The organism is Kribbella aluminosa (assembly GCF_017876295.1).
Taxonomy (GTDB): Bacteria; Actinomycetota; Actinomycetes; order Propionibacteriales; family Kribbellaceae; genus Kribbella; species Kribbella aluminosa.
The window spans coordinates 1919902-1932708 of the sequence record NZ_JAGINT010000002.1; the positions used below are offsets into that span (position 1 = coordinate 1919902).

A 12807-nucleotide genomic window follows, 5' to 3' on the forward strand; every position below is an offset into this window, starting at 1 on the left:
CTAGCCTCGCACGGTCGCCGGAGAGCCTGTGACAGTCGTCTCAGCCAGTACCCCGGCTGTTGCTCTCGGCACAAGGGTGGCTAGTGTCAGGAATCCGTACAGGCGAGAGAGGGACCACACTCGTGGATCTGATGGAATTCCAGGCGAAGACGGTCTTCGCCAAGCACGGGGTGCGGACGACCGTGGGTGCGGTCGTCACGACTCCGGAGGAAGCGCGCGCGGCAGCCGAGAAGATCGGTGGCCGGGTGGTCGTGAAGGCCCAGGTCAAGACCGGCGGCCGCGGCAAGGCAGGCGGCGTCAAGCTGGCGAGCAGCCCGGACGAGGCGGAGGAGAAGGCCCGCGAGATCCTCGGGCTGGACATCAAGGGTCACGTCGTCAAGATCCTGAACATCGTCCCGGCCGCGGCGATCGCGGAGGAGTACTACTTCTCCTTCCTGGTCGACCGGGCGAACCGCAACTACCTCTGCATCGCCTCCGCCGCCGGCGGTATGGAGATCGAGGAGATCGCGCACACCGACCCGGACGCGATCGCGCAGATCTCGATCGACCCGGCCAAGGGTGTCGACGACGCGTTGGCGCGCGAGATCGCGGTGGCCGCGAAGTACCCGGCCGACGTGATCGACGCCGTCGTACCGGAGATCGTCAAGCTGTACGACGTGTTCATCGCCGAGGACGCGTCGCTGGTCGAGGTGAACCCGCTGGTCAAGCTCGAGGACGGGAACGTCGAGGCGCTGGACGGCAAGGTCACGCTGGACGAGAACGCGGACTTCCGGCACCCGGAGCACGCCGAGTTCGAGGACGTCTCGGCGGCCGACCCGCTGGAGGCGGCGGCCAAGGCCAAGGGCCTGAACTACGTGAAGCTCGACGGCTCCGTCGGCATCATCGGCAACGGCGCCGGCCTGGTCATGTCCACGCTGGATGTCGTGGCGTACGCCGGTGCGGAGTTCGGTGGCCAGAAGCCCGCGAACTTCCTCGACATCGGTGGTGGCGCTTCGGCCGAGGTGATGGCGAACGGCCTGGAGATCATCATCTCCGACCCGCAGGTGCAGAGCGTGTTCGTGAACGTGTTCGGTGGCATCACCGCCTGTGACGCGGTTGCCAACGGCATCGTGCAGGCGTTCGAGCTGCTGGCGTCGCGCGGCGAGGCCGTGAACAAGCCGCTGGTCGTGCGGCTGGACGGGAACAACGCCGAGGAGGGCCGCCGGATCCTCGACGAGGCGGGTCTCGCCGGTCTGGAGCGGGTCGACACGATGGACGGCGCCGCCAAGCGCGCCGCCGAGCTGGCTGCGAAGTAAGGGATCGCCGAACAATGTCTATCTTCCTGACCAAGGACAGCAAGGTCATCGTCCAGGGCATGACCGGCTCCGAGGGCACCAAGCACACCACCCGGATGCTTGCCTCGGGCACCAACATCGTCGGCGGCGTGAACCCGCGCAAGGCGGGTCAGAGCCAGGACTTCGACGGCAAGTCGGTCGCGGTGTTCGGCACCGTCGCGGACGCCGTCAAGGAGACCGGCGCGAACGTGTCGGTCATCTTCGTCCCGCCGAAGTTCACCAAGGACGCCGTACTGGAGGCCGTCGAGGCCGAGGTGCCGCTGGTCGTGGTGATCACCGAGGGCGTGCCGGTGCACGACACCGCCGCGTTCTTCGCCGCCGCGCAGGCGACCGGCAAGACGCGGATCATCGGCCCGAACTGCCCCGGCATCATCACGCCGGGCGAGTCGAACGCGGGCATCATCCCGGCCGACATCGCCGGCCAGGGCCGGATCGGTCTGGTCAGCAAGTCCGGCACGCTGACGTACCAGATGATGTACGAGCTGCGGGACTTCGGGTTCTCGACCGCGATCGGGATCGGTGGCGACCCGATCATCGGGACCACGCACATCGACGCGCTGCAGGCGTTCCAGGACGACCCGGACACCGACGCGATCGTGATGATCGGTGAGATCGGTGGGGACGCCGAGGAGCGGGCGGCGGCGTTCATCAAGGAGAACGTGACCAAGCCGGTCGTCGGGTACGTCGCGGGCTTCACCGCGCCGGAGGGTAAGACGATGGGTCACGCCGGCGCGATCGTCTCCGGCTCGTCCGGGACCGCGGCCGCGAAGCAGGAGGCCCTCGAGGCCGTGGGCGTGAAGGTCGGCAAGACGCCGACCGAGACCGCCAACCTGATGCGCGAGATCATGCAGGGCCTGAACAAGTAACGCTCGGAGCGGGACCTGCCCCCGTTGGGGGTGGGTCCCCTCTCACATTGAACGCCGCCTATTGGTAGGCAGCCGAGCGGTCGACCGCGCGGGCGAGCGTCTCGTTGAACGCGGCGTCGGTCAGGTCCAGGTCCTTCAGCACCGGGAACAGCAGGTACACCGCGCGGTCTCCCGACCCGGCGATCCCGATCCGGTAGTGGTACTTCTTGCCGTTCCCGCTGTCGTACGTCGCGGTCCAGCTCTTGCCGGAGATCGTGCTGGTCTTGAGGGTTCCGGTGGACTGGACCTTCGCGTTCGAGACGTTCTTCTCGCAGGCGTCGACGTTCTTCCGGACCTTCGCCACGAAGTCCGTCGCGGCGGCCGCGGTGGCGAACTTGACGACCGTGTCGTCCATCCCGAACTCGGTCGGCACCTTCGCCTCCGGCGCGACGTACGTGATCGTGCCGGCCTTCGTCGGCTTGGCCTTCTTCAGGCCGAGCTTCTCGCAGCCGGTGCCGTCGCCCGGCTGCGCGGGGGCGCTCACCCACGGCTTGTCCACCTGGGAGAGCAGCGGCAGGTCGACCGGGGCCATGAAGCCCGGGGTGTCGGTGTTCGGCAGCAGGGCCGGCGTCGCGGCCGGGACGCCGGTGGGGCAGCCGCCGGTCTCGGCACAGATCTTCGTCGCCGCCGCGGTCGTGGTGGCCAGCACCACGTCCGGCTTCGGCGGGGTCTGCGCCATCGTGTCGTGCTCGACGACCATCGTCGCCTGCCCGGCCAGCGTCACCGAGACGGTCCGGTACTTCGTCGACTTCGCGCCCGGGACCTGCCCGAAGACCGCGATCACGCCGGTCTGTCCGACGCCGGAGGTCACGTAACCGGCCGTCAGCCGGGTCTGCGGCGTGGTGCACTGACTGAGCCAGTGCACGACCGTGTTGTAGGTCTTCGCGGCCGTGGCCTTGTCGTTGGACACGTCGATGTACTGCACCGCGGTGTCCTTGGTGGTCGAGTTCTGCAACGTCCGTACCCAGGTCCGGAGGCCGGACGGGTCGGCGAACCGCTGCAGCTGGCAGGCGAACGAGGTGTCCGGTGCCGAGTCGCCGCCCGCGGTCCCGGTGACCGCCCAGGCACCGGTCGCGCCGAGCGTCTTCGCGCCGGCCGCGTCCAGCAGCACCTTGTCGTCGGACAGCACGTTCGACTGGCTGGACTTGTTGTCGGTCGGGCTGCTGCCGGCCTTCGGCCCGGGCGCCTTGTCGCCGCCGAATGCGTTCAGCGCCGCGACTCCGCCGCCGCCGACCAGGACCACGACCGCCACGCCTGCCGCGATCGTCTGGTTCCGCTTGCGCGCCTGCTGGCGCCGCGCCTCCCGGGCAGCGGCGCGGGTGCCGCCGCGTTGTCCACGGTGGGAACCGGCCAAAGCTCGACCTCCTGACTGATTCCACCTGACAGTACCCGGTGGACCCATGCCCTCCCATTCCGCTACCACCAGGCGAACAGCCCTGAACGGAGCGTGAGCAGGCGGGCTGAAGTCTTCCACATCCGGCGTGTCAGGACGAGTCAGGTCCGGGCCCGGGGAGACGATGGGAGTCAGATGACCGACATGCTGAGCCGCCCGGGCGCGCGGGACGGCGACACGCCCACGTCGGAGATCACCGCCCAGACCAAGCCGCTGCCGGTGGCGGCCGTGATCTCCGCCGGAGCCTGCCTGCTCACCGGCCTGCTGACGTGTGCCGCGGTCGCGGTGATCGGCTGGCTGGGTGCGACCTTCGGCGGTGCGTCCGGCGCGGTCCGGGCCGGGGCCGCCGCCTGGCTGGTCGCGCACAAGGCCGCCGTCACCATTGGCAGCAGCACGATCGGCAGCGGCCGGATCAGCGTCGCGCCGCTCGGTCTCACCCTGTTCTTCGCCTGGTGCCTGTACCGCGGCGGCAAGTCCGCGACCCGCACCAGCGGCGCCGACCGGACCCGGGACCTGATCGGTCTGGCGCTCGGGTTCGCGGCCGTCTACGGCCTCGGCGGGCTGGTCGTGGCGTTGCTCACGGCGCAGGGCTCGCTGAAGGTGTCGCCGCTGTCCGCGTTCCTCGGCACGTTCTCGCTGGCCCTGGTGGCCGGTCTCGCGGGCATCATCGTCGAGTCCGGCGCCGGCCACGACCTCGCCGATGCCACCCCGGCCGGGCTGCGGGACGTCGTACCGGCCGCGATGGCAGCGGTGCTCACGATCGTCGCGCTCGCCTCGATGCTGTACGCCGTGCTGCTCGCGATCCACTTCTCCCGGATCACCGGGATGCTCGAGCTCCTGGACGCGGGCGTGATCGGCTCGATCGTGCTGTTCGCGATCTGCCTGATGCTGGTGCCGAACATGGTGCTGTACGTCGTCGCGTTCCTCGCCGGACCCGGTTTCCAGCTCGGGACCGGTACGACGATCGCGCCGACCGGCGTGAACGTGGGCAGCCTGCCGGCGTTTCCGCTGCTGGCCGCGGTACCGGCCGACGGCTCGACGCCGACGTACCTGCTGGCGCTGACCGCGCTGGTGCCGCTGCTCGCCGGGGTTGTCGCGGGCCTGGTCGTCGTACGGCGGGGGCTCGCGGAGCGGGACGCGGACGCGCTCGGCTGGGACGCGTTCGCGCTGCGCGGCGGGATGGCCGCGGTGCTCGCGGGCGTCGTGCTGTTCGCGCTGCTGGCGATGTCGGGCGGCTCGGCCGGACCGGGACGGATGTCCGTGGTCGGGGTCCCGGGCGCGCTGCCGGCGGCCGGCGTACTGGTCGCCGGGATGGCGATCGGGGCCGCGATCACGGCGGCGGTGCTGGCCGCCCGCCGACCGGCCGACGCAGACCCGCCGACCGACTGAGCCCTGGCCGCCGACCGGCTGACGGCTGCGCGGAGGCCGGGCGATAGGCTTTCGGCCGTGACTTCTGCTGCTTCCGGCTCCGGTTCTGCGCGCCTCGTCGTGCTCGTCTCGGGGTCCGGGTCGAACCTGCAGGCCTTGCTGGACGCCTGCGCCGACCCGGCGTACGGCGCCCAGGTGGTCGCCGTCGGCGCCGACCGGGACGGCATCGCCGGGCTGGACCGGGCCGCGGCCGCCGGGGTGCCGACGTTCGTGCACAAGGTCAAGGAGTACGGCGAGCGGGCCGGCTGGGACCGGGCGCTGACCGCGTCGGTGTCGGAGTACAAGCCCGATCTCGTGGTGTCGGCCGGGTTCCTTAAGCTGGTCGGGGACGACTTCCTCGCCGCGTTCGGCGACCGGTACATCAACACCCACAACGCGCTGCTGCCGGCCTTTCCCGGGATCCACGGACCCCGGGACGCGCTGGAGTACGGCGTGAAGGTCGCCGGGGCGACGCTGTTCTTCGTGGACGGCGGCGTCGACACCGGGCCGATCATCGCGCAGGTCGTCGTACCGGTCGAGGACGACGACACCGAAGAAACCCTGACCGAGCGGATCAAGGAGGTCGAACGCCGCCAGCTGGTGGAGTGGGTCGGCCGGCTGGTCCGCGACGGCTGGACCATCACCGGACGAAAGGTTCGACTGAAGTGAGCACCGACCGCAGGCCGATCCGCCGCGCGCTGATCAGCGTCTACGACAAGACCGGTCTGGAGGAGCTCGCTTCGGCGCTGCACGCCGCCGGTGTCCAACTGGTGTCGACCGGTTCCACCGCGGCCCGGATCGCCGCCGCCGGCGTACCGGTGACCAAGGTCGAGGAGCTGACCGGGTTCCCGGAGTGCCTGGACGGGCGGGTCAAGACCCTGCACCCGATGGTGCACGCGGGCCTGCTCGCGGACGTCCGCAGGCCGGAGCACGTCGAGCAGCTGAAGGAGATGCGGGTCGAGCCGTTCGACCTGCTGATCAGCAACCTGTACCCGTTCACCGAGACGGTCGCGTCCGGCGCGTCGGTCGACGAGTGCATCGAGCAGATCGACATCGGCGGGCCGTCGATGGTGCGCGGCGCCGCCAAGAACCACGCGAACGTCGCGGTGGTGACGTCCGCTGCGCAGTACGACGCGCTCTACACCGCCATCGAAGAGGGCGGCTTCTCGCTCGCGGAGCGGCAGCAGCTCGCGGCGGCGGCGTTCGTGCACACGGCGGAGTACGACATCGCGGTCGCGTCCTGGATGGGCAACGTGCTCACGGACTCCAGCGAGGGCTCCGGCTTCCCGGCCTGGGTCGGCGCGTCCTGGGACAAGTCCGCGGTGCTCCGGTACGGCGAGAACCCGCACCAGCCGGCCGCCCTGTACCTGAACGGGCGCGGCGGACTGGCGGCGGCGGAGCAGCTGCACGGCAAGGAGATGTCGTACAACAACTACGTCGACGCCGACGCGGCCCGGCGGACGGCGTACGACTTCAGCGACCCCGCGGTGGCGATCATCAAGCACGCGAACCCGTGCGGGATCGCGGTCGGCAAGGACATCGCCGAGGCGCACCGCCGGGCGCACGAGTGCGACCCGGTGTCGGCGTACGGCGGGGTGATCGCGACGAACCGGCCGGTCACCGTGGAGCTGGCGAAGCAGGTCGCGGAGATCTTCACCGAGGTGCTGGTGGCGCCCGGGTTCGAGGACGGCGCCGCGGAGATCCTGCAGGCGAAGAAGAACATCCGGCTGCTGGTGGCGCCGGAGGTGTCCGCCGACGAGACGGTCGAGCTGCGCGCGATCAGCGGCGGCCTGCTGCTCCAGCACCGCGACCGCTTCCAGGCTCCCGGCGACGACCCGTCGACGTGGACCCTGGCCGCCGGTTCGGCTGCCTCCGACGAGGTCCTGGCCGATCTGGCGTTCGCCTGGAAGGCGTGCCGCGCGGTCAAGTCCAACGCGATCCTGCTCGCCGCCGACGGCGCCTCGGTCGGTGTCGGCATGGGCCAGGTCAACCGCGTCGACTCCTGCCGCCTGGCCGTCTCCCGCGCCGGCGACCGCGCCACCGGCTCGGTCGCCGCGTCCGACGCGTTCTTCCCGTTCCCCGACGGCCTCGAGGTCCTGATCGAGGGCGGCGTCAAGGCAGTCGTTCAGCCCGGCGGATCGATCCGCGACGAGGCCGCCATCGAAGCCGCCACCAAGGCCGGCATCACGATGTACTTCACCGGAACCCGGCACTTCTTCCACTGATCGGCGATGACAGAGCGGATGGGCAGCCCCCGCCTGCGGGAACTCGACCCGGCTCGGACGGACGAGTTCTGGGCCGAGGTCGCGGAACGTGGTACGCCGCTGGTCGAACCGGCCGGTGACGACGACGTCTGGCTCACCTTCCTCTATCGGGCCGGAGAGCCGGTGTCGGACGTCTCGGTGTCGGATGTCTCGGTGTTCGGCGGACCGGCGGGCTGGGATCCGCCGGGCAACGTGATGCATCACCTGGCGGGTACCGACGTCTGGTACCTGACCTTCCGGGTCCGCGCGGATCTTCGCTGCACGTACCGGCTGGCCGTCGACGACGTCGGCAGTACGGCGGCAGCGGCCGAGGACTGGTCCGAGCGGACGGCGCACTGGTTCGCCGATCCGCTCAACCCGGCGACGTTCGTCTATCCCGAGGACGAAGCGACGGACAGCCACGAGACCGTCGTCTCATTGGCCTCGTTGCCGAGCGCGCCCTCGCAGCCGTGGATCACTCCGCGGGCCGGTGCAGCAGGTGGCGAGCTTGCGCAGTACTCGCATCGCAGTGAACTCCTCGGCAACGAGCGGCGGATCTGGGTCTACACGCCGCAGGGCTATACGCCAGATGTCGAGCCGTTGCCGCTGCTCGTGCTCTTCGACGGCGACACCGTGCGCGGCCCGATGCCGATGCCGGCGATCCTCGACAACCTGATCGGCGACGGCCAGATCCCGCCGATGATCGCCGTACTCGTCGACAGCCTGACCCAGGAGGTCCGCAACCGCGAACTTCCTTGTGGTGCGCCGTTCTTGGAGTACCTCACGGACGAGTTGCTGCCCTGGGTCCGCGAGCGCTACCGGATCACGACCGATCCTGCGCGCACGATCGTTGCCGGCCAGAGCCACGGCGGGCAGGCTGCCGCCTTCGCAGCGCTGCGACGACCGAATGTGTTCGGCAACGTCATCTCGCAGTCAGGCTCGTTCTGGTGGCGCCCCGACGGCGAGGACGAGCACGAATGGCTGACCCGGCAGTACGCGGAGTCCGCGCGGCAGCCGGTGCGCTTCTACCTCGAGGCCGGTCTGCAGGAGCGCGGCCAAACCCCCGACGCCGGCCCGTCGATCCTGGTCGCGAACCGGCACCTGCGGACGATCCTGCTCAGCAAGGGCTACGAGGTGCAGTACTCCGAGTTCAACGGCGGCCATGACTACGCCTGCTGGCGGGGATCGATTGCCGCCGCCCTGATCGCACTTACCTGAGGCTGCGACGATAGGAAACCTGGCGGCCTTCGTCACGGCTCTGCGGGGTAAGCGTCCAGCCGGTTCTGGCGTAGAAGTTCTGGCCCTGCGGGTAGTTCGCGAGCGTCCAGAGGATTGCTTCGTCGTACTGCGTCGCCAGCTCGTCGAGCGCCTTCTGCATGAGGGCGGTGCCGACCCCCTGCCGCCAGTACGGCCGATCGACAGCAATCGTGTCGAGCTCCCCGAGCCCCGGCCCGACCGGGTCCCGACTCGGCCCGATCCCGACGAACCCGGCAATCACCCCACCCGCCTCAGCCACCCACCAGTTGCCCCCAGCAACAGTTTGCGTCCACCGGGCGATCCGTCCCTCGTCCAGCACCGCAACCGGCATCAGTTCTCCGAACCCGTCGTTCCACGAGTCTACGTAAACCCGCGCAACCTCCGCCCCATCCGCACCGACACCCAGCCGAATCCGCACCATCCCCCGAGTATTCCCGGCCCGGGGCTGGAGTGCAGGCGGTTATCAGTTGGGGACGATCAGGCCGAGGATGGCGATGGCGGCTGCGGTGAGGAAAAGGAAGGTGGTGTCGAACATGCGGCTGCGGACGCGGAGGAGGCCGGCGGCGGTGTCGGTGAGGGTGGCTCGGAGGAGGCCGGCCAGGCCTACGGCGCCGGCGAAGATCAGGACGCCGTTGCGCCAGTTGTAGAACCAGAGCACGACCAGCCCGGTCAGTCCGACCAGGAGTGACAATGCCAGCGGCCACTGGCTCCGGCGGTGGGTCTCGCCTGCCATCAGCACGTCACACCTGGGGCCGCCGTACGGTTCACCGGGGGAGGCCCGCTTCGGCGGCCTCGACCACGTTGGTGAGGAGCATCGCGCGGGTCATCGGGCCGATCCCGCCGGGCATCGGGGCGATCCAGGCCGCCTGCTCGCGGGCCGCCGGGTCGATGTCGCCGACGATCTTTCCCTCGGCGTTCCGGCTGGTGCCGACGTCGAGGAGCACCGCGCCCGGCTTCACCATGTCCGCCGTGATCAGCCCGGCCGAACCGGCCGCCGCGATCACGATGTCGCCGGTACGCACCACGGCGCCCAGGTCCTTCGTACCGGTGTGGCACTGGGTGACAGTCGCGTTCTCGCTCCGCCGGGTGAACAGCAGCCCCATCGGGCGCCCCGCCGTCACACCCCGCCCGACGACGACCACGTGCGCGCCTGCGATCGGTACGTCGTACCGCCGGAGGATCTCCACGCAGCCCTTCGGAGTACACGGCAGCGGGCCGTCCTGCCCGAGCACCAGCTTGCCGAGGCTCATCGGGTGCAGGCCGTCAGCGTCCTTGGCCGGATCGATCAGCCCGAGGATCGTGTTGGTGTCGACGTGCTTCGGGAGCGGGAGCTGGACGATGAACCCGGTGCAGTCCGGGTTCTCGTTGAGCTCCCGCACCTTGGCCGCGATCTCGTCCTGGGTCGCGGTGTCCGGCAGCTCGACCTGGATCGAGGAGATCCCGACCGCCGCGCAGTCCCGGTGCTTGCCGGCCACGTACGCCCGGCTGCCCGGGTCGTCCCCGACCAGAATCGTCCCGAGCCCGGGCACCACACCCTGCTCGGCCAACTTCGCGACCCGGACCTTCAACTCGTCCTTGATCGCCGCCGCCGTCGCCTTACCGTCCAGAATCTGCGCCGTCACCCGAAGAGTCTCCCACGCCCCGCTCCGGCCCCTGCCCGCGGACCGCCAGGCCATCACAATCGGCCCCGCGGCGCCCGGCTGAGCGGGGAGAGCCGGTGCCGCGGCGATTGTGATGGCGTGGACGCCCGGTCCTCAGCATTGGCGGCGCGGTGGTAGTTGGTCGGTGTGAGAGGGGCGGCGGGTGCGGAGGGTTGTCGTGGGGCGGACGTCTGGTCCTGAGCAACGGTGGCGCGGTGGTAGTTGGTCGGTGTGAGGGGCGGCGGGTGCGGGTTGTGGTGGGGCGGACGTCCGGCACTCAGTAATGGTGGTGCGGTGGCGGGTTCGCAGGCGTGAGAGGTCCCGGTGCCGGGCGGCTGCGGAGGGTTGCTGAGTGGTGGGGGTCCGGGCAGCGTGCCGGGGTGAGGCTGTGGCGCCGGGGGCGGCGCTCGGTGGGGTTGGCGTGCGGGCCGGCCGGGCGGTTGGGGTCGCCCGGCCGGGGGTTCACGAGGTGAGCTTGTAGACGGTGGTGGTGCCTACGGTGGTGGCGGTGTAGTTGGACTTGACCCAGGACTGGATCTCGCTGGCTGCGGAGGAGCCGCCGGGGCCGCCTTGGCCGCCGCCCTGGCCGCCGGAGATGTAGTATGTGATCTTGCCTTCGGCCACCCATTGCTTGAACTGGGTGAGGGTGGGGGCGTTGTCGGTGCCGCTGAAGCCGCCGATGGCGATGACGGACTTGCCGGTGGCCAGTTCGAGGGAGGCGGCGGACTGGGAGCCGCTGGTTGCGGCGGCCCAGGTGGTGGTGGTCTTCGAGAGAAGAGCCGTCAGTTCGCTGCTGGCTGAGGCGTCGCCGCCCATCCGACCACCACCCATTTCCGCCCTCCCGGTCGACCCCGCCCCGGTGGATCCGGTCGAGCCAGTGGAACCCGTCGAGCCGGTCGATCCGGTGGAACCCGTGGATCCGGTCGACCCCGCCCCGGTGGATCCGGTGGATCCGGTCGATCCGGTGGAACCGGTGGATCCGGTCGAGCCCGCCCCAGTGGATCCGGTGGAGCCGGTGGAGCCGGGGTTGGTGTTGGAGGTGCCTGGGGGTGTGGTGCCGGTCGGCGGGGTGCCGCCGCCCGGGCCGCCCATTCCGCCGCCGCCCATTCCGCCGCCCATTGCGCTGGAGGTTGGGCCTGCGGTGGGGATGGAGCCGTTGTGGGGTTGGGCCGCGGTTGCGGCGGCGTAGGCCGTGCTGCCGAGGCCGAGGCCGAGGGATACCGCGACGGCCAGTACGACGGCGGGTAGTGCCCGGCGGACGTGCCGTCCGAGGAGTAGCAGCAGGGTGGCCAGTACGCCGGTCGCCACGATCGCGTACTTCGCCCACGGCGCGAACGTCGGCGTACGGGTGAGCAGTACGTAGTCCCACACCACCGTCGGCAGGATCATTGCCGCCAGCAACCACCGCTGCTTCCGGCCGATCCACACCCCCAGTCCGACCAGGCCGCCGATCGCCGGCGCCAGGGCGACCGCGTAGTACGGGTGAATCGTCCCGGTCATGAAGCTGAACACCGCGCCGGTGACCAGCAGCCAGCCGCCAAACAGCACGATCCCGGCGCGCAGCAGGTCGGTCCGCGACGCCCGCCGTGTCGCCCACAGTCCGCCGACCAGCGCGATCAGTGCCGCCGGCAACAACCACGAGATCTCGGTCCCGAACGCGGTACCGAACATCCGCGTGATCCCCGTACTCCCGCCGAACCCGGTGTTCCCGCCACCGCCACCGCCACCGCCACCGCCGCCGCCGTTCCCGGACCCGCCCAGCAACCGCCCCAGCCCGTTGTACCCGAGCGCCAGCTCCAGCAGTGAATTGTTGGTCGACCCGCCGATGTACGGCCGACTCGACGCCGGCCACAGCTCCACGAGCGCGACGTACCAGCCAGCACTCACGAGCACCGCACCGAACGCCCCGACCAGATGCAGCAACCGCTTCCGCAGCGACGTCGGCGCCGCGATCAGGTACACCAGCCCGAACGCCGGCAGTACCAGGAACGCCTGCCCCATCTTCGTCAAGAAGGCGAACCCGATCGCCGCCCCCGCCAGCATCAACCAGCGGGCCGACGCCTTCTCCAGCGCCCGTACGACGAAGTACGCCGCGGCTACCAGCAACAGCACCAGCAACGCGTCCGGGTTGTTGAAGCGGAACATCAGTACGGCGACCGGAGTCAACGCGAGCGCACTACCGGCGATCAACCCGGCAACCGGCCCGGCCACCCGCTTGCCGGTCAGGTAGAGCAGCCCGACCGCGGCGATCCCCATGAACGCCTGCGGTGCGAGCACTGTGAAGCTGTTGAACCCGAACGCCCTCGCGAACGCCGTCGCCACCCACAACGCGCCCGGCGGCTTGTCGACGGTGATCGCGTTCCCGGAGTCGAGGGACCCGAAAAGCCAGGCCTTCCAGCTCTGCGTCCCGGCCTGTACGGCGGCGGCGTAGAAGCTGTTCCCGTACCCGGACGCGGTCAGGTTCCACAGGTACAGGAACGCCGTACCGATGAGCATCGCCAGCGCGGCCGGCCGGACGTACGCCGACTGCCCGGACGGTCCGCGCACCAGCCGTCGCAGCCTGCCTGGTGGTTGCACCGGGGTCTGAGGTTCCGAAGGGCGGTCGAGCAGCGTCGTCATGATCATCTC

11 protein-coding genes are annotated in these 12807 nt (G+C 70.3%); 6 read left to right on the forward strand and 5 right to left on the reverse strand.

Going from position 1 to position 12807, the window contains the following annotated elements; all coding sequences use genetic code 11:
* Positions 1-122: 122 nt before the first annotated feature.
* Together sucC and sucD are read left to right on the forward strand one after the other, a co-directional pair.
* Entirely contained in the window at positions 123-1295 is a 1173-nt protein-coding gene (gene sucC / locus JOF29_RS30505; RefSeq protein WP_209697851.1) for an ADP-forming succinate--CoA ligase subunit beta, read from the forward strand.
* Between the two features lie 14 nt (positions 1296-1309).
* On the forward strand, positions 1310-2200 hold the full coding sequence (sucD, locus tag JOF29_RS30510; RefSeq protein ID WP_209697852.1) for a succinate--CoA ligase subunit alpha: 891 nt from the start codon (positions 1310-1312) through the stop codon (positions 2198-2200).
* Between the two features lie 58 nt (positions 2201-2258).
* On the opposite strand, the gene JOF29_RS30515 is transcribed toward sucD, so the two are convergent.
* Entirely contained in the window at positions 2259-3593 is a 1335-nt protein-coding gene (locus JOF29_RS30515; RefSeq protein ID WP_209697853.1) for a hypothetical protein, read from the reverse strand.
* 174 nt (positions 3594-3767) lie between these two features.
* Here JOF29_RS30515 and JOF29_RS30520 point away from each other — a divergent pair, with 174 nt between their 5' ends.
* Genes JOF29_RS30520 through fes form a run of 4 tightly spaced genes read left to right on the forward strand, consistent with a single transcriptional unit; the run spans position 3768 to position 8500 of the window.
* Positions 3768-5021: a cell division protein PerM gene (locus tag JOF29_RS30520; protein WP_209697854.1), complete on the forward strand. Its 1254-nt coding sequence runs from the start codon at positions 3768-3770 to the stop codon at positions 5019-5021.
* Positions 5022-5078: 57 nt separating this feature from the next.
* On the forward strand, positions 5079-5708 hold the full coding sequence (purN, locus tag JOF29_RS30525; protein WP_209697855.1) for a phosphoribosylglycinamide formyltransferase: 630 nt from the start codon (positions 5079-5081) through the stop codon (positions 5706-5708).
* Positions 5705-7264 (forward strand): bifunctional phosphoribosylaminoimidazolecarboxamide formyltransferase/IMP cyclohydrolase, encoded by a 1560-nt coding sequence (gene purH, locus JOF29_RS30530; protein ID WP_209697856.1) that lies wholly within the window; start codon positions 5705-5707, stop codon positions 7262-7264. Before purN ends, purH begins: the two co-directional genes overlap by 4 nt.
* Positions 7265-7270: 6 nt before the next feature.
* Positions 7271-8500, forward strand: a complete 1230-nt coding sequence (fes, locus tag JOF29_RS30535; protein ID WP_209697857.1) for an enterochelin esterase — start codon at positions 7271-7273, stop codon at positions 8498-8500.
* On the opposite strand, the gene JOF29_RS30540 is transcribed toward fes, so the two are convergent.
* The 4 genes from JOF29_RS30540 to JOF29_RS30555 all read right to left on the reverse strand — a co-directional run bounded on the left by JOF29_RS30540 (position 8493) and on the right by JOF29_RS30555 (position 12798).
* Complete coding sequence (locus JOF29_RS30540) at positions 8493-8870, reverse strand: GNAT family N-acetyltransferase (RefSeq protein WP_209697858.1); 378 nt, start codon at positions 8868-8870, stop codon at positions 8493-8495. The genes fes and JOF29_RS30540 overlap by 8 nt on opposite strands.
* 132 nt (positions 8871-9002) lie before the next feature.
* On the reverse strand, positions 9003-9272 hold the full coding sequence (locus JOF29_RS30545) for a DUF3017 domain-containing protein (protein ID WP_209697859.1): 270 nt from the start codon (positions 9270-9272) through the stop codon (positions 9003-9005).
* A gap of 31 nt (positions 9273-9303) precedes the next feature.
* A complete protein-coding gene (locus tag JOF29_RS30550) occupies positions 9304-10161 on the reverse strand; it encodes a bifunctional methylenetetrahydrofolate dehydrogenase/methenyltetrahydrofolate cyclohydrolase (protein WP_209697860.1) in 858 nt (285 codons plus the stop codon).
* Positions 10162-10641: 480 nt separating this feature from the next.
* A complete protein-coding gene (locus JOF29_RS30555; protein WP_209697861.1) occupies positions 10642-12798 on the reverse strand; it encodes an ArnT family glycosyltransferase in 2157 nt (718 codons plus the stop codon).
* Positions 12799-12807: the final 9 nt, after the last annotated feature.